At 63.7% G+C, this 17,376-nt stretch carries 16 protein-coding genes; 10 read left to right on the forward strand and 6 right to left on the reverse strand.

All coding sequences use genetic code 11. From position 1 onward, the window contains the following. The first annotated feature begins 401 nt into the window (after positions 1 to 401). Positions 402 to 962 carry an SgcJ/EcaC family oxidoreductase gene (locus SR882_RS07790; RefSeq protein ID WP_322520690.1) on the forward strand — a complete coding sequence of 187 codons (561 nt, stop codon included), beginning with the start codon at positions 402 to 404 and terminating at the stop codon, positions 960 to 962. Between the two features lie 67 nt (positions 963 to 1,029). On the opposite strand, the gene SR882_RS07795 is transcribed toward SR882_RS07790, so the two are convergent. The 3 genes from SR882_RS07795 to SR882_RS07805 all read right to left on the reverse strand — a co-directional run bounded on the left by SR882_RS07795 (position 1,030) and on the right by SR882_RS07805 (position 5,863). Continuing rightward, entirely contained in the window at positions 1,030 to 1,956 is a 927-nt protein-coding gene (locus tag SR882_RS07795) for a DUF808 domain-containing protein (protein WP_322520691.1), read from the reverse strand. A gap of 134 nt (positions 1,957 to 2,090) precedes the next feature. Further along, the gene (locus SR882_RS07800; protein WP_322520692.1) at positions 2,091 to 5,411 is read right to left on the reverse strand and encodes a hypothetical protein; all 3,321 of its coding nucleotides are present in this window, start codon (positions 5,409 to 5,411) and stop codon (positions 2,091 to 2,093) included. A 302-nt stretch (positions 5,412 to 5,713) separates the two neighbouring features. Then, positions 5,714 to 5,863, reverse strand: coding sequence for a DUF808 family protein (locus SR882_RS07805; protein WP_322520693.1), 150 nt, complete (start codon positions 5,861 to 5,863; stop codon positions 5,714 to 5,716). Positions 5,864 to 5,923: 60 nt separating this feature from the next. Here SR882_RS07805 and SR882_RS07810 point away from each other — a divergent pair, with 60 nt between their 5' ends. Beyond that, positions 5,924 to 6,775 (forward strand): HD-GYP domain-containing protein, encoded by an 852-nt coding sequence (locus SR882_RS07810; RefSeq protein WP_322520694.1) that lies wholly within the window; start codon positions 5,924 to 5,926, stop codon positions 6,773 to 6,775. Positions 6,776 to 6,793: 18 nt separating this feature from the next. Here the strand turns inward: SR882_RS07810 and SR882_RS07815 are convergent, their stop codons facing one another. Both SR882_RS07815 and SR882_RS07820 read right to left on the reverse strand, forming a co-directional pair. Next, positions 6,794 to 7,699: a formylmethanofuran dehydrogenase subunit E family protein gene (locus SR882_RS07815; RefSeq protein WP_322520695.1), complete on the reverse strand. Its 906-nt coding sequence runs from the start codon at positions 7,697 to 7,699 to the stop codon at positions 6,794 to 6,796. 318 nt (positions 7,700 to 8,017) lie between these two features. Then, a complete protein-coding gene (locus SR882_RS07820; protein WP_322520696.1) occupies positions 8,018 to 8,335 on the reverse strand; it encodes a cupin domain-containing protein in 318 nt (105 codons plus the stop codon). 581 nt (positions 8,336 to 8,916) lie between these two features. On the opposite strand from SR882_RS07820, the gene coxB reads away from it, so the two are divergent. The 8 genes from coxB (at position 8,917) to SR882_RS07860 (ending at position 16,604) form a co-directional block, all read left to right on the forward strand. After that, positions 8,917 to 10,053, forward strand: a complete 1,137-nt coding sequence (gene coxB / locus SR882_RS07825) for a cytochrome c oxidase subunit II (RefSeq protein WP_322520697.1) — start codon at positions 8,917 to 8,919, stop codon at positions 10,051 to 10,053. Beyond that, the gene (gene ctaD, locus SR882_RS07830) at positions 10,050 to 11,681 is read left to right on the forward strand and encodes a cytochrome c oxidase subunit I (protein WP_322520698.1); all 1,632 of its coding nucleotides are present in this window, start codon (positions 10,050 to 10,052) and stop codon (positions 11,679 to 11,681) included. Before coxB ends, ctaD begins: the two co-directional genes overlap by 4 nt. A gap of 150 nt (positions 11,682 to 11,831) precedes the next feature. Then, entirely contained in the window at positions 11,832 to 12,572 is a 741-nt protein-coding gene (locus tag SR882_RS07835; RefSeq protein ID WP_322520699.1) for an SURF1 family protein, read from the forward strand. After that, positions 12,572 to 13,132: a hypothetical protein gene (locus SR882_RS07840; RefSeq protein WP_322520700.1), complete on the forward strand. Its 561-nt coding sequence runs from the start codon at positions 12,572 to 12,574 to the stop codon at positions 13,130 to 13,132. The genes SR882_RS07835 and SR882_RS07840 overlap by 1 nt, the downstream gene beginning before the upstream one ends. A 4-nt stretch (positions 13,133 to 13,136) precedes the next feature. Further along, entirely contained in the window at positions 13,137 to 14,189 is a 1,053-nt protein-coding gene (locus SR882_RS07845; RefSeq protein WP_322520701.1) for a COX15/CtaA family protein, read from the forward strand. Then, positions 14,186 to 15,112: a heme o synthase gene (gene cyoE, locus SR882_RS07850; protein WP_322520702.1), complete on the forward strand. Its 927-nt coding sequence runs from the start codon at positions 14,186 to 14,188 to the stop codon at positions 15,110 to 15,112. The genes SR882_RS07845 and cyoE overlap by 4 nt, the downstream gene beginning before the upstream one ends. Before the next feature lie 27 nt (positions 15,113 to 15,139). Then, positions 15,140 to 16,003 (forward strand): cytochrome c oxidase assembly protein, encoded by an 864-nt coding sequence (locus SR882_RS07855; protein WP_322520703.1) that lies wholly within the window; start codon positions 15,140 to 15,142, stop codon positions 16,001 to 16,003. A gap of 4 nt (positions 16,004 to 16,007) precedes the next feature. Then, entirely contained in the window at positions 16,008 to 16,604 is a 597-nt protein-coding gene (locus SR882_RS07860) for an SCO family protein (protein WP_322520704.1), read from the forward strand. A gap of 185 nt (positions 16,605 to 16,789) precedes the next feature. On the opposite strand, the gene SR882_RS07865 is transcribed toward SR882_RS07860, so the two are convergent. Continuing rightward, entirely contained in the window at positions 16,790 to 17,350 is a 561-nt protein-coding gene (locus SR882_RS07865; RefSeq protein WP_322520705.1) for a GNAT family N-acetyltransferase, read from the reverse strand. Positions 17,351 to 17,376 lie beyond the last annotated feature (26 nt).

Below are 17,376 nucleotides of genomic sequence, written 5' to 3' on the forward strand. Positions count from 1 at the left end.
ATCAGGCCGTACCGCGAAACGGCGGCCGGCCATGGTGAGTGACAGCCCCGGAACACTCCGAGGCGCCCACCGGTCCACTGTAGGCCAGTCGTCACCGTTGTGTCATGGAAAAATATCGAAGCGAGCCGAGCCCTGATTCCCGTGGCACCCCGTCTCGACGAAGCTCGTCAGGATGCGGGCACCGGCGCTACCCGGTGATTTCGAAGATGTCGAACAAGGCATGAAAACCGAACCCCGCCATTCGACTCCGCCGGAAATGACATCGCCGCCCGGAATCCCTACAATGGCGGGCTTCCCGAGGGCTTCCCCGCTGAATTCCCTGGCAGTATTCCAGGCAACATGCCTGGCAGCATTCCTGGCAGGCATTCCCGGCCCCATCGAATTGTGACGGAGACCAATCAGTGACCAGCAGCAACCGCCCGCGTATCAGTGGCTCTCGCTTTCTCAGCGCCGACGATGCGCCCAATTCGCGCCTGAGCATGGGCTCGTCACACCGTGATGCCTACCGCGCGGTCACTGGCACCGGGAGCCATTACGGCGCGATCGACGTACCCGCCGACGAGAGCTGCATGGTCTGTGCACCGGCCACACGTCGACTGGCCGAGGACCTCTTCAACCAGTGGAATGACGCCCTGCAGACCGGCGATGCCCGCCAGGTCACGGCCCTGTACGCCGAGGACGGCGTGCTGCTGCCCACCGTCTCCAACGTGCCGCGCACCAGCCACGCGGAAATCCAGGACTACTTCGAGCACTTCCTGGAAAAAAGCCCGGTCGGCACCATCAACACGCGCAACGTCAAGATCGGTTGCAACAAGCTGACCGACGCCGGCACTTACACCTTCCGCGTCACCGACGGTGACGAGACCCGCGACGTCCCGGCCCGCTACACCTTTGTCTACGAGAACCGCGACGGACGCTGGCTGATCGTGCATCACCACTCCTCGATGATGCCGACCGAATAACACCGCTCGCGCTCACCACGCTCGTACGACCACGCCCGCAATCATGGCGGGCGTTTTGCGTCAGATATTAGGGCCCCGAACGAACCCGCTGCACGCCAGTCACGCCCGCCAGCACGATCGCCCCGGCGATCAGGCCCACGGCGCCGTTGAACAGCGTCGGGACCAGCAGCCCGGCCAGCCCCTCGAGATCGGGAACGAGCCATTCGAGAAGGTGATGCAGGAACGGCAGACCGTGGACGAGAATCCCGCCACCGACCAGGAACATGGCGATCATGCCGACGATCGACAGCCCGCGCATGAATTTCGGCGCCGCGACCAGGATGCCGCGCCCGAGCGCCTGCTTGACGCGCCCCCAGGCATCGGCCCCGACACTCTTTACCATCGCCAGCCCCCAGTCATCGAAGCGCACGATCCCGGCGACCAGCCCGTAGACCCCGGCCGTCGCCACCAGCGCCACCAGTGAAACTACGACGGCCTGCGTCCAGATGCCAGCCGCACTGGCCGCCCCCAGCGCGATCACGATGATCTCGGCGGAGAGGATGAAGTCGGTGCGGATCGCGCCCTTAATCTGCTCCTTCTCCGCTTGCTTGATGTCCTTTTTCCCGTCGACGGCGGCCTCGAGCACCTCCTTGCGGTGCGCCTCGTCCCCCTCGGCGCTGTGCAACCACTTATGGGCGATCTTTTCCGCCCCCTCGAAGCACAGGAACAGCCCGCCGAGCATCAGCAGCGGGGTGATCAGCCACGGCAGAAAGGCGCTGATCAGCAAGGCCGCCGGCACCAGGATCAGTTTGTTGAGGAACGAGCCCTTGGCCACCGCCCAGACCACCGCCAACTCGCGCTTGGCGCCCACACCGGTGACCTGCTGCGCATTGAGCGCCAGGTCATCGCCGAGCACGCCGGCGGTGTTCTTGGCGGCGACCTTGGAGTAAACGGCAACGTCATCGAGCAGCGTGGCGATGTCGTCGAGCAGCGCGAGCAGTCCGGCTGTGGCCATAGGTAATATCTCTCCGCGTCGGTAAAACCATTAAACAAAACGGCCTGCCCAGATGAGCTGTCCGGGCAGGCCTTCGATAATTCACTCGGGTTCCGGCCGACAACCGCACGGCCGTCCCCTTTGCTGTCATGCGCTCATATAGGCGTAGTGGTCGGCCCGCTTGGTCGCATGGGCACTTCGCGCCACCCATGATCGGGATCAATTTCCCCACTGCCAAAAAGCGATGCCGGAGTGTGCCCCGTGGCTACAGGATCATGGGCATACGCCAGTTGTCCATTGAGATAGAGCTCATAGGCTGGAAACCCGTCATGCTGGCCACGCAGTCGATAAAGCGTTTTCTTCTGCAGGGCGTCGGCAGTGAGATATAGATCCATATCTCCCGTAATCTCGGGCGCCGGCCAAAACACTTCGTCCGGTATCGCCGCATTGATCACGATATTCAACTTGATGGTGGGTGATGGCGAATCGGTGACTCGTGACGAATACAACGGGTTGTCTTCAAATCGCTGAGCTCGGGCCGCGATGTGAGCATCGGTCACAGACTGTGTAGCTCGTTCCGTCGGCGTAGCGCCAGGTTTGATCGCCATGAACCAACTCGGCTTGCCCGAGACCTCGACCGCATCCTCTTCGGCATACGCCGTGGATTCACCGAATTCGCGTCGGTACGAACCAATGATCGGCGAGGCCAGATCGGGGTCGAGCCCCAGCACGCACTCGACCATGGCGCGATGTGTGCCGCCATCATAGGAAAAACCCCGACCGTCGCCTCCCAAAGGCGGAGCGCCCGGGAGGTCGACAGCTTCGCTGGGGATGAAGAGTCGCAGTCGAACATCGACGGGCTCTGTCTGGATGTGACTGGCAAACATGACACCGGACTGGGAGGTGTCACCCAGACGATTGCTGGTGGCGGACTGCCGGCCCTCATCCGTGAGGGCACCACGATCGTAGGCCTCCTCAATCAATTGCAGATCGTCGTAGGTCCGGGCCGGATCGCCTAAGGATTTCGATGTCGATCCCTGACCGGCGGACGAGCCGTCCGAAGCGCCACCACCTCCATTCTGCATGATCTCGCGCGCACGCTGCTGAGCTTCGTCCGCACCAACCGATCCGGTCGCCAGGCCCGTCATCAGGTCGGCAAGCTCCTGACGACCCGACATGTCACGGAAGATATTCGACTGCCCGAGCAGACCGAGCGCGCCGGCCATACCGGTGGGATCGGGCGCCGGCTGCGGATTGACGATGTTGACCACCGAGTCCGGCATTGAAGTTGGCTCGAGGTCCGGGTCACGGGCGCGCGAACCGGGGCTCACGCCGCTGATTTCCGGCGCCTCGGCGTCCCGGCACGGCGATTGGCTCCAATCCTTCCGTCGGCTCACATCACGCTTCTCACAGACGCTGCAACTGGAGAGCTGCGCCTCGGCGAAGACACCGCGCGCCGGCAAGCTAACCACCCGTTCGGCCACTGAATCGCTCGCTGACTCCGATGCCCGTTCGGACACCTCGCGCAGCGGATAAGCCAGGTAACGGCCCTGAACTGCCAGCGGCCGATCCACGACGTAGTCCAGCAGCGTGCCCTGACCATACGCCTGAGCATCGAGTGCGGCGGTCCGAGCGGTGTTGCTCTGATTCAACCAGATCAGCCGGCTGTAGTGGTATTGCTGGGCGTTGAGATGGTCCAGCAAGCGCTGCTGACAGAAGCGATCACGTCGTTGGGCCGTCGCCGTCGCCTCATCGGCGTCCGACGAGCCTTCCTCCTCGTCCGGTTCGGTTGCGAGCGACACGTCATCCCGCCACTCGCCGTCGGCGGAAAACATCTTGTTCACGCCCAGATTGCGATACAACGGGCGCAGCTCGCTCTCGCCCTCGAGCAAATACTCGACCTGCACGCCCTTGAACTTCCAATCGTCGCCGACGGATTTGTTGTAGCGCACCCCGACTTCGCGCACGTCCTCGATGCGCACGCCCTGACCCATGACGGGAAAGTCATAAGTCTTGCTGCTGTTGGAGCCGTAATCGCTGCCCTGCGCGGTAAGCTTGTGCTCCTTGTCGCCACCGTTTGCCAGACTGACGATGGCGAATACCGTGCCGACCCACGCGCCCTCGTCACCGGTATACAGCCGCACCTTGAACCGTTCCACGGTGCCGATTGCCCCCGACGAATCCGCGTCCGGTTCGGGCGCATCCACCTCATGCATGCCATGCACGAGCCGAGCGTTAGCGTCGAAACATTCGCGCAACCGGGGGGCCTGTAATGCAGGCTCCAGGATGTGACGGTAGCGGGGGAGATTGTCGGGCGTGAAATCGATCAGATCCTGCTCAACCAGCAGCACCTCGACTTCGCGATTGAATTCGGTCCGAACCAGATAATTGCGCAGCACCTCGTGGTAAAGAACGGTGAGCGCATGGCAGTTATTGTGATTGCGCACGGTGCGCGTCTCGATCACCTCGGATTCGCTCTGATCCGATTGTGTGACGATGGTGCTGTTGCGGGAGCGCACCGACGCACTAGACTGCACGATGGTGTCTGCGAGTTCCTGCGTGGTTTCCGCCGAGGTCTGACGACGGCCGCCGGAAAACGACAAGCCGGAACCCGCCGCAGCGTTTACCTCCACTGCTTCGATCGGGATAGTCGCCGCCGCGGCCGACATCAGCGAACCGCCGCCCTGAATCTCGCGGACACTTGCCTCGACGGTCTCCTCGATCGAGCGATCGCGTCGCTGGCGATGACGCAGGTTCTCGGTAACGGTCGTGTTCTCGCCGCGACTGGCGTCATCGCTTCTGGACCAATCGATCACGGCGAGATTAACCGCCTCGCACGGCGCTAGGGGCACGCTGTACACCACCTCCCCCAAGGTGTGCCGGGCTGGAGACCAGGTGACGCGATACTCGCGGACCTTACCGGTGCGAACGCCAGCCTCCGACTTCACCCAATGTCCGCGGCCCTCGGGGCTCTCTTCCCAGGGCACGTCGCGAATCACCTCCCGCAGGAAGTAGCTCTTGGTGGCCTTGTTGCTGGGTATGACCTGGCGGCAATCATCCTCGCCGAGCGAGAGATCGGCATTCCCACCGAACGCGCCTGGCGAATGACGAAAGTCGAACACCGAAGGCATGACGGACTGCGGCGCATCGTATCCGCTAGCGCCAATCGCCCCGCTTGCCTTGGGAACACCGAGCGTCACCACGTCACCGCCCCGACCGTATTGCGCGTCGGCCACGACGTCGATGCGGGCCTCAGCGTCGTCCAGCGGCTGAACCCAGAGGTGTTTCAATGGGCCGATCGCTTTCGTCGGCACCAGATCGAACGCCAAGAAGCCGTTGGCATTCGACGCCAACACACCGAGATTGACTAAGTTTCCCTTCTCGTCCTCGGCCATGCTCGACACGAGCATGTTGGGCACGCGCTCACCGTTTTCGGCGTCACGAACCACGACGCCAAGCTTGGATTCCCTATCCATTCAACCCTACCTCCATGTCTTTGGTCTACACTCAAGTCATTGACATATTTGACGTTAACATCAATCGACATCGGGATTCCAACAACTTCCGTGAGCCTTTCTCGGGGCCCCGCCAGCCGGAAAATCCACGTCTCTCGACACCGGCCGCGCCCGAACATTGACAGCGGCAGCTTTCGACGCGGCGAGAGTATTTCCAACCCGTTCAACCGGCAGTGACTCGCACCAATCGAACCCCACCCGGCGACCCAATCAGACAAATTCAGTCCTGATGCACCGCCAGCCAGATCATATCCAGGTCCGGATCAGTCCAGACCACGCGGTGGGCGGATCTTCTCCGCGCCCTCGAAACACAAGAACAGCCCACCGAGCATCATTTGTGGGGTTATCAGCCAAGGCAGGAAGGCGCTGATCAGCAAGGCCGCCGGTACCGGATGGTCGCGTATCCACGGCACGGCCAAGGCATGCGAAGATAACGCCCTCGCCCAGACGGGTCTTTTCGCAACGGAAGCGACATGAATTCCTACCGACGCAAGGCAGCCATACTGATCGCCGTGGTGAGCGTCGCGCTCGCCCTCGTCGCGGGCAGCGTCGCATGGTTGATCGTGCCGGGCGAGGGGGCTGTGGATGGCGCGCTGATGGCCGCCCTCGCGGCGATCGCCTGCGGGCTGGCGATCTACCCGATCGTGGTGCATCTCAACAACGAGAACGACCGCAAGTCGCGTGACCTGCTGAAATCGCACATCGCGCTGCTCGAGGCCATGGGCAAAGCCGTGGCCAAGCGCGACTCCGACACCGGCGATCACAATTACCGCGTCACCAACATCGCCATGGCCATCGGCGAAAAGCTCGGCCTGGCCGACAAGCCCATGCGCGCCCTGCTCTCCGGCGCCCTGCTCCACGACGTCGGCAAGATCGGCGTGCCGGATCGGATCCTGCTCAAGCCCGGCCGCCTGGACGACCAGGAAATGGCCCTGATGCGCTCCCACGTGCCGCAGGGCGAGGACATCGTCGACGGCATCCCCTCGTTGGCCGATGCCCGCGACGTCATCGCCTACCACCACGAAAAGTGGGATGGCACCGGCTACCCGCGCGGGCTGGCCGGCGAGGACATCCCGCTCAGTGCCCGCATCTTCGCCGTCGCCGACGTGTTCGACGCGCTGTGCTCGCCGCGCCCCTACAAGGACGCCATGTCCTTCGAGACCGCCTGGGGCATCATCCGCGACGACGCCGGCAGCCACTTCGATCCCAGGGTGGTCGAGGCCTTCCGTCCCCTCGCCCGCAGGCTCCACCGGCAGCACTTCGGCGAGAACGGCGGCCGCTCGCGCGAGATCCTGGAACGCGGCATCGCCAAGTACTTCTTCTAAGCGTCGCGCCGACCCTGCCTACTCGGGCATTTCCACCTCGGCGTCCGGCACGACCGGACGACTGCGATAGGGATAGTTCTTCAGCCGCGTATCGCCGCGCGTGTGCGGCTCGACCAGAGTCTTGTCGGGATCGATCCAGTCCTCCCAGACAAAATCCTCGATCACCTTCGCCTGGTAGCTTGCCGCCAGCGGGTGCTCGAGGATGTCGTTGACGTGCTGCCACTGGTAGTGGCGCATCAGATCGACCTGGTAGGGCGTCGGGTTCCCGCCGGCCTGCTTGACCACGGCCTTGAGCGCCTTGACCCGCTCCATCGAGACCCTGGGCTGCCAATCGATTTCGCCGGGCAACATCACCGGCTCGTCGGGGATGTTGTTGATACCCGTTCTCCAAGTGGCGAGCACGGCCACGTCGGTGTCCTCGCGGTACAGCAGGATCGCGTGGCTGTAACGTTTGTCCTTGAAGAAACCGAGCGTGCCGTATTGCAGGCGCGCCCCGGTCAGATAGGCGACCGCGTCCGACCAGCACGGCGAGGTACCGCTGATGCCGCGCAGTACGCTGCGATCGATGATCCCGTCCGGGAACAGCGTCCGGAAGGCCACCCACGCCGCGTTCGCCGCGTGCGTGGTGCCCTCGCAGTCGTGGCCGTGGAAGCGCACCAAATCCTTCAGCGTGACCGGATAGGTGTAGGGGTAGTAGCGCCCCTGCGTACCCCGCGTCGCCAGTATCTGAAACACCGGCGCATGGGGTTTCGCCACCATCGAGGCGTACCACGTCGGCTCGCGATCCGGCGCCTCAACGTCCGTCTCGATAAAGATCGTCCGGCCCTGATCGAAGATTGGCTCAGCGGCCAGCGCGGCCGACGGCAGCCCCCACAGGCCGATTGCAGCCAATGAGACCACCAGGGTTATCCAACTCGGCTTCATGGCGAGATCCTCCACGCCGGCCCCTATCAACCGCCCCCATCGGGGACGGCGCCATGGACAGGTCTCGCGCATCCATGCCCAGCGCACGCCCTGCCCTCTGTGGAGCATAGGCGCCGACACCCCGGAAACAACAAGGCCCGTCGAATGACGGGCCTTTCTGGATACGTGGGCGTGCCCCGATTGAGGCGGTCGGCAACCCCGAAACGCCCAAGGGCGTGCTGAGATCGACGCGACAAGGCGACAACGCGACATCCGCGCGCCGGCAAGCCATTCCCCTGCGTCATCAGATCAGGGCAACCGGGTCCGGCGCATTGACGCTCAATCGTAATGCACGGCCAACCAGACGGTGTCCTGATCCGGATCGGTCCAGGCCACGCGGTGGCGGCAATGGGCCGGAATGCGCAGATGGTCACCCGGACCAAGCGTCACCTCCTCGCCCGTCTCGAACGCCACCACGCCCCGCCCCCTGAGGACGACAACCCATTCATGCCGTGGCTGGTCGTACCAGCCGGAAGCCGGCGAGGTATGACCACGCGAGACGATGCGTTCAACCGTCACGTTCTCGGCCTCGACCAGGGTGTCGAACCACTCGTCCCGAAGACGCTCGGGCAGGTTCTCGAACAGACTGGCACTCATGCGCTTCTCCTTTGTCGGCTACCGGCCATGGATGCCCATCCTGCCTCACCCGGCAACCGCAATCAGCCAGCGCGCTCCTCTCCGCCCCGTTGTCCAGCGCGGAAAACCGTTCGATTACGGGTAAACCCATAAAAACCAAAGGGTCAATTCGACCCTCGAACACACCCTCCATTGTCCGAACATAATACCCTCAAACACTTCGTGGTTTTCTGGAATAAAAATCAGTTATAAATCGCTGGACAAACACTGTTGCATCGAGAGCAATTCACTCATCCAGAGCGACACCGGGAGGGCATCGTGGCGGGCCTTACGGGAGATTATCGCCGGACTAACAACCGCTGATCAATCACTTGTGGCCACACCCTGCACACGCCCCACGCGCCCCTCGTCAAACGAACCCGCCATCCCTGGAAAACGAAAGGGGTTGTACTCGAAACCGAAATCTATGCTAAGAATTCACGGAAGAAATCGCTAAGTCGCACTCAATATTAAGTATTAAAGGTTTTTCTAATTAACTAAAAACGGTTTCGATTCCGTCCACCCGCATTCCGAGAGCTTTTAAGCCAAGGAGGGCCACGATCATGTGGAAACGACTGATACTGGCTTTAATGACCCTGCCCACAGCGGTGGGAGCCGCTGCGCAGGAGGAACCAAGCGCGCTCAACATGACCCGCGGGGTCACCGAGATCAGCCGCGACGCCTACGACATGCACATGCTGCTGTTCTGGATCTGCGTCGCGATCGGCGTTGGCGTGTTCGGCGTCATGACCTGGTCGCTTATCCGTCACCGCCGATCTCGCGGCGCGAAGGCCGCCAAGTTCTCGGAAAACACCGTGGTCGAGGTGGTCTGGACCGTCATCCCGGTGCTGATCCTCGTCGGGGTAGCCGTTCCCGCAACGGCAATCCTGCTAAAGACCAACGGGGAGTCTCCCGATCCCGAGGTCGTGGTCGATGTCCACGGTTCGCAATGGAAGTGGGAATACGTCTACCCCGACGAGGAGATCTCCTTCTTCAGCAACCTGTCGTCCACTAGCCGCGATGCGAGCCAGCTGGACGCCAAGGAATCCCCGGCCAACGCCCCCAATTACCTGCTGGATGTCGACAACCCGCTGGTCGTGCCGGCGGGCAAGGATGTTCGTCTGCGCATCACCAGTGACGACGTGATCCACGCCTGGTGGGTGCCGCAACTGGGCTTCAAGAAAGACGCGGTCCCCGGCCAGTTCAACAACATCGACATCCGTATTGATGAACCCGGCACCTACCGTGGCCAGTGCGCGGAGCTGTGCGGCTCGGGGCATGCCTACATGCCCGTCGTCGTCGAGGCGGTAAAGCCCGCGGCCTACACCGAGTGGGTAGCTCAGAAGAAAAAGGCCGCGGCCCAGGAGGCGGAGAAGGCTTCCGCCCCGTATAGCCGCGAGGTGGCCATGTCGCAGGGCAAGAAGATCTACGAATCGGCCTGTGCGTCCTGCCACCAGACAAACGGCCAAGGCATCGAGGGCACGTTCCCCGCACTGGAAGGCGGCAAGATCACCACCGGTCCGGTGGAAGGCCATCTCAAGATCGTGATCCACGGCAGTGAGAAGAACCCGGTCATGCAGGCCTACGGCGACCAACTGAGCGATCGCGAGATCGCGGCCGTGATCACCTACGAGCGCAATGCCTGGAGCAATGACACCGGTGACCTGGTCACCCCGCAAGCAGTGGAGGCGGCACGATGAGTCAAACAGCGGATTCTGTAGTCGATCAGATCGAACACGATCACAGCCATCACGGGCCGAGGAAAGGCCCGCTGCGCTGGCTGCTGACGGTCAATCACAAGGACGTCGGCACGATGTACCTGGTGCTTGCGCTGGTGGCCCTGCTGGTCGGCGGCGTCATGGCATTGGTTATCCGGGCCGAGCTCTTCCAGCCGGGGCTGCAACTCACGCAGCCTCAGTTCTTCAACTCGCTGACCACCATGCACGGCCTGACCATGATCTTTCTGGCGATCATGCCCGGACTGACGGGGCTGGCCAACTGGATGGTGCCGTTGCAGGTCGGAGCCGACGACATGTACTGGCCGCGGGTCAACAACTGGGCGTTCTGGATGCTGCCACCGGCGGCACTCCTGCTGTGGTGGGGTTTCTTCATGCCGCAGGGGGCGCCTGGTGGCGGCTGGACCATGTACGCACCGCTCTCGTCGACCTACGCCCCGCCATCGATCGACTACGTGATCATGGCGATCCACATCATGGGCATCTCCTCGATCCTGGGTGCACTGAACATCATCCTCACGATCCTCAAGATGCGCGCCAAGGGGATGAAGCTGTGGGACATGCCGCTGTTCACCTGGACCTGGCTGATCACCGGCTTTCTGCTGCTGCTGGCGATGCCGACGCTGGCCATCGCGGTCACCATGCTCCTGACCGATCGGCACCTGGGCACCAACTTCTTCGAGGCCGCGGCCGGCGGGGACCCGGTGTTGTTCCAGCACATCTTCTGGTTCTTCGGTCACCCCGAGGTCTACATCATGATCCTGCCGGCCTTCGGCGTGGTCTCGGAGATCGTGCCGGCCTTCAGCCGCAAGCCGCTGTTCGGGCGCACGTCGATGATCTGGGCGGTGATCGCGATCACCTTCCTGTCGGCGATCGTCTGGGCGCACCACATGTTCACCGTGGGGCTGCCGGTCGAGGCTCAGGTGCTGTTCATGTACACCACGATGCTGATCGCGATACCCACGGGCATCAAGATCTTCAACTGGGTCGCGACGATGTGGCGAGGATCGATGACCTTCGAGGCACCGATGCTCTGGGCGCTCGCCTTCATCTTCCTGTTCACCATCGGCGGCTTTTCCGGGCTGATGCTGGCCGACGTGCCGGCTGACTACCAGTACCACGACACCTATTTCGTCGTGGCGCACCTGCACTACGTCGTGGTGACCGGCTCGCTGTTCGCGATCATCGCCGGGGTCTACTACTGGCTGCCCAAGTGGACCGGCCACATGTACAACGAGAGGCTCAGCCAGTGGCACTTCTGGTTGTCGGTGATCTCGGTCAACGTCACGTTCTTCCCGATGCACTTCGCCGGGCTGGCGGGCATGCCTCGCCGGATTCCCGACTACCCGATGCAGTTCATGGACTTCAACATGATCTCGACGGTGGGGGCGTTCGTCTTCGGTTTTTCCCAGCTGTTGTTCATCTGGCTGATTATCCAGACGATCCGTGGCGGCAAAGAGGCGGGCGACCGGCCCTGGGATGGGGCGAAAGGTTTGGAATGGACGCTGTCCTCACCGCCGCCGTACCACACGTTTACCGAACCGCCGTCTCCCCAGACGGTGCATAACGAAGGCCCGCACGGCTACCACTGATGCGGACCTGAGACGACTCGGCAGCAGGCGCAGTGGAACGGAACCGCGTCGTCAATGAAGGACACTCGCGGCAACACGACAGAGCGAGGGGCAAACATGGCAACGGCCAGGGAAAACCGAGCGGCCGACCTCACTGGAGGGGCTGCATCGGTGAAAGGGCGCAACCCCGGGGGGCCTCGATTTCGCCCTGCCCTGGTGCAAAGCCTCGCCACGCTGGTCCTGCTGCCCATCTTTCTCGGGCTGGGCTCCTGGCAGATCCAGCGCGCGGCGGAAAAGCAGCTCCTGCTCGACGCCGAGTCGGCGGCCAGGCACGCCTCGCCGGTACCGGTCGAATCACTCGGTCCGACCAACGTGCCATTGCATGCCCGAGCCAGCGGGCAGTACGGCGAACACCGGTTCCTGCTGGACAACCGGGTACGGAATCGCCGCCCGGGCTACGAGGTGCTGGCCCCCTTGCGAATCGCGGACGATCAGGCCGTGCTGGTCAATCTGGGGTGGGTGGCACAAGGCGCGAGCCGCGCGCAACTACCGACCGTCGAGGTGCCCACGGGAACGGTGCAGGTCACCGGCCTGGCCATGACGCCCCAGCCACCGCCGTTCGAGCTGTCGGATCGCGAGACCTTCGCCGCCGGCTGGCCCAAGGTGGTCCAGACCGCGGTACCCGACACGCTCGAAAAGGAACTGGACTATCAACTGCGGCCGGTCGTGCTCTACCCCGACGGCTCGGAGGTTGCGGCCCACAAGGTCAAAGTCATGCATGAGTTCGGGCCGTCACGGCACCACGGCTACGCGGCACAGTGGTTCGGATTCGCCGTGGTGCTGATGATTGTTTACCTGTGGCACGGCCTGCACCGGGGCCGGCAAAGGAGAAATCGAGAATGGAAGCAGTAATGACGACTTCGAGTCGGCGGCAATGGTTCATTCTGGGCAGCCTGGCGGCAATCTTCATACTGCCGCTGGCCGCGTCATGGACCATGTACGCCCTTCAGCCGTTCGAGAAGCCAGGTGGACTCGAACATGGGCAATTGCTCACCCCCGTCGAGCAAGTGCCGGTCGCCGGGCTCAAGACACTCGACGGCGAGCCCGTCGACACCGACTTTTTCCAGGGAAAATGGACGTTGCTCCATCACGTGCCCGCGGCCGAAAACCAGGTCGGTTGCGACACGGAATGCCGTTCGCTGATGGATACCCTACGCCGGGTCCGCCTGGCACAGGACGAAGGGATGCGATCGGTCCAGCGGGTGCTGCTGGAGCCTGCCGGCACAAGCCGCCCCGCGGATTTTGACCAGGGGTTGCAGGTGCTCGAAAGCACCCAGTGGCCGCTGGCAAAAGGGGCCGTCTATCTCGTCGACCGGCAGGGTTACCTGGTGTTGCGCTACGACGCCGGTTTCGATCCGCAGGGATTGCTGGACGATCTGGAACGTCTGTTGCGTCTGGCCGGGGAGGGTTGAGCTGATGGTTCACCTGTCCGCAAAGCAGCGTAAGACAACCCCGGGGGACGGCCGTACCTACCGCCGCCTCACCTACCTGGCCACGATCCTGGCCCTGGTGGTCGTCGTACTCGGCGCCTACGTCCGCCTGACCGACGCCGGCCTGGGCTGCCCGGACTGGCCGGGCTGCTACGGCCATCTGACGGTCAGCTCGGCCCAGGCCAACGAAAGCCAGGTCAATGCCATGTACCCCGATCAGCCGCTGGAGGCCGGCAAGGCCCTCAACGAGATGGTGCATCGCTATGCCGCCGGGACGCTCGGCCTGCTGATCCTGATGCTGGTCGGCATCGGCTGGTGGTACAAGCGCCACCGCGCCATCCTCTCCACCCTCGCCGGCCTGGTCGTGTTCCAGGCCCTGCTGGGCATGTGGACCGTGACCATGCTGCTCAAGCCACTGGTGGTCACCGCCCATCTGCTCGGCGGCATGACCGTGCTGTCCATGCTCTGGTGGATATGGCTCGACAACCGGCACCGATGGCTGCGTCAGGCCGGGGCAGAACCGTCGCCACCATCGACGGTCACGTCCGGCATGCGCTGGTTCGCCGCAGTCGGCCTGGTGCTGCTGATCGTGCAGATCTTCCTCGGCGGCTGGACCTCGACCAATTACGCCGGCCTGGCCTGCAGCGGCTTTCCCACCTGCAACGGGCAGTGGTGGCCGGACGCCGACTACAGCAACGTATTCGGGCTGCATGAGGTGAACGACCTGCATGGCGCGGGCTTGATCGCCATTCAGTGGCTGCATCGACTCGGGGCACTGGCCGTGTTCATCACCCTGCTGGCGCTGGCGATCAAGGCAAGTCCGATCGCCCCGAGGCTCGCCCTGGCCATCGGCATCCTGTTGGGGGCGCAGATAGCGATCGGTGTCGGCAATGTCCTCTTCGGACTGCCCCTGCCGCTGGCTGACGCCCACAACGCGGTCGCAGCGTTGTTGCTGCTGGCGGTAATCGCGCTCAACCACCACCTCAATTATCCGCTGACCCCCTCGACGGGTCAGGCATCGAAGGGAGTGCTGACATGAATGTTCGAGCCCAGACGGTCGCCGCGATCGGCGCCTTCCCGTGGCGCAGCTATGTCAAGCTGTGCAAGCCCAAGGTCGTCTCGCTGGTGGTGTTCACGGCGCTGGTTGCCATGCTCCTGGCGACACCACCGGGGGATCTGCCCTGGACGCTGCTCCTGGCCGGCACCATCGGCATCACGCTCGCCGGTTTTTCGGCGGCGGCGTTCAACCACGTCGCCGACCGCGAGATCGACGCGGCGATGGGCCGGACCAAGGCCCGGCCGCTGCCCACGGGCGACGTCTCCCGAAGCGCGGCGACGATCTTCGCCGCCCTGCTGGGCGGGGTGTCGCTGGCGCTGCTGTGGTTCGCGGTCAACCCGCTCACCGCGGTGCTGACCCTGTTCACCCTGATCGGCTACGCCGTGATCTATACCCGCTACCTCAAGTGGATCGGCCCGCAGAACATCGTGCTGGGCGGCGCCTCGGGTGCGGCACCCGCCTTGCTGGGCTGGACTGCCGTCACCGGCCAGGTTGGCTGGGAGGCCATCGCGCTGTTCCTGATCATCTTCGTCTGGACGCCACCGCATTTCTGGCCGCTGGCCATCGCCCGGCGCGAGGAATATGCCGCCGCCAAGGTGCCGATGATGCCGGTCACCAACGGCGTGGCCTACACCAAGCGCCAAACCCTGTACTACGCCATCGCCCTGCTCCCGGTGAGCCTGCTGCCGGTGCTGGTGGGCATGAGCGGCCCGGTCTACCTGGTTGGCGCGACCTTGCTCAGCGGCAGCTTCATCCTGCGCGCCTGGCGGTTGCTGCACGTCGACAGCGACCAGCAGGCGATGAAACTGTTCGGTTTCTCGATCACCTACCTGACCGCCCTGTTCGCCCTGATGCTGGCCGATCACTACCTGCCACTCGGCTCGCTGCCGACCGTGCTCGGCTAGGCTGACCGGCCGAATGGGGAGCCGACCATGACGTTGCCAACCCTGCTCGAGCAGACCGTCGCCTTCCTTGTGCCGTACGAGTTCTCGCCGACGGTGCTGCTGGTCTGTGCCGGCGCCGCCCTGCTCTACCAGCGGGGCTGGCGCCGGGCGGGCGGCGGTGTTGGCCAGGCGGTGATGTTCTGGATCGGGCTCGTGGGCATGTATGTCGTCCTGCAGACCCAGTTCGAGTACTACGCCCAGCACAGCTTCTTCATGCACCGCCTGCAGCACCTGGTGCTGCATCACATCGCCCCGTTCCTGATCGCCGTCTCGGCACCGGCCGCGATCCTCGGGGCCGGCCTGCCCGCGAGCCTCCATCGTTACATCGTGACGCCGCTGCGGCGCAATTGGCTGCTGCGCCACCTGTACGCGGCCATTCAGGAACCGATGGTGGCCGGCGCGATCTTCGTCGGCCTGATCTACTTCTGGTTGATCCCGTCGGTGCACTTCTACGCCATGCTCAACGTGCCGCTCTACAACACGATGAACTGGGGCATGGCCATCGACGGGCTGCTGTTCTGGTGGATGATCTTCAACCTGCGCGCGCCGGGCGCGAGCGACATGCGCCACTACGGCTATCGCTTGCTGGTGCTGTTCCTGGTGATGTTCCCGCAGATCGCGCTGGGCGCCTACATCGCCCTGAGCAACCACGACCTGTTTGGCATCTACGCCGCCTGCGGGCGCATCCTGCCGATCACCCCACTGGTAGATCAGTCGATCGGCGGGCTGCTCACCTGGGTGCCCGCGGCGATGATGAGCTTCGTCGGCGGGCTGGTGCTGGTGTATCGATGGAACCGCCAGAACCGTCACGTCGAGAAAACCGCTTCCCCCACCCTTGGCTGTGCGAGGTAAGACCGTGTCGCGATTCAAGAGTCTTCTGATCCTGGGGCTGCTCCCCCTCATGCTGCTCGGCTGCAGCGAGGAGCCACCGGGTGGCTGGCACGGCCACGACATCACCGGTGTCATGCCAGACCTCGAGTTTGACCTGACCAACCACAACAGCGAGCCGGTCACCGCCGAGAAGTACCGCGGCAAGATCACGATGATGTTCTTCGGCTACACCAGCTGCCCGCACGTCTGCCCGGTCGCGCTACGCAAGCTGGCCGCGGCAACCCGGGACCTGGGCCAGCAGGCCGACCAGGTCGAAATCCTGTTCGTGGCGGTGGACCCAAAGCGCGACAAGAAGGTCCTCGACGAGTACGTCAGCGATTTCACGCCCGAACTGGTCGGGCTGACCGGCACCCAGGAACAGCTCAAGGAGGTGGCCAAGCGCTACCGCGTCGCCTTTAGCTATGAAGAACCTCAGGATGACGGGTTTTACATCGTCAACCACAGCGGCGCGGTGTTCGTTTTCGACCAACAGGGCAAGGTACGTCTGCTGATCGACGAGCAGTCCAAGACCGCCAATATCACCGAGGACCTCCGCCACCTGCTCGAGCAATCGAGCAGTTAACCCGCAGCCACGCCCCTCGCCGACCCGGCACCACCGGCTCGCGTAGACCACCGGCAGCTCATTGATTCCGGGAGGCAGCGAAGGCGGCTGCCGAATGACAGCAACCGGAGCCCGGCGCACGCCACAAACCCGCCGTTTGCGGCGAGCTTCGGCATCTCGGGGACCCCCGATCTCTCCGCCCCACCCTACTCGATCCACAACTCCTCGTGATCGACCGCCGTGGCGCAGCGCACCCGGCCGGTGATACAACCGAGCCAATCGGGACGCAACGCCTTGACCATCCAGGCCGCCGAGTGCCGCTCGGGAATGGGATAGGGAGCGGAAAACCCGCGCGCGCCGGCCGGCTCGAAACCCGAGCGCGGGTAGTAGTCGGGATGCCCGAGGACGAACACCAAGCCGACATCCATCGCCTCGAGTGCCGCAAGGCCAGCGGTGATCAGGCGTGCGCCGATGCCCTGACCCTGACAATCCGGGTCGACGGCCATCGGCGCGAGCAGGCTTGCCGCGATGGATTCGGTCCCCGTGTCGACCTCGGCATGGGTGAACAGGATGTGACCGATCACCCGGTCGCCACGAACGGCAACCAGCGACAGCAGCGGGCGCGCGCTCGGATCGGCCACTGCCTCGTCGACCATGCGGATAATGCGCGGGGCATCCTTCACGCCAAACGCGGCTGTCAGCAGTGCGTGGATCGCAGGCAGTTCGTCAGGGCGCGCCGGACGGATTTTGACCGGTTCCGAAGTCATCGTTCCTCTCCCAGAATCACCGCAAG

Source organism: Guyparkeria halophila, assembly GCF_034479635.1.
GTDB lineage: Bacteria > Pseudomonadota > Gammaproteobacteria > Halothiobacillales > Halothiobacillaceae > Guyparkeria > Guyparkeria halophila.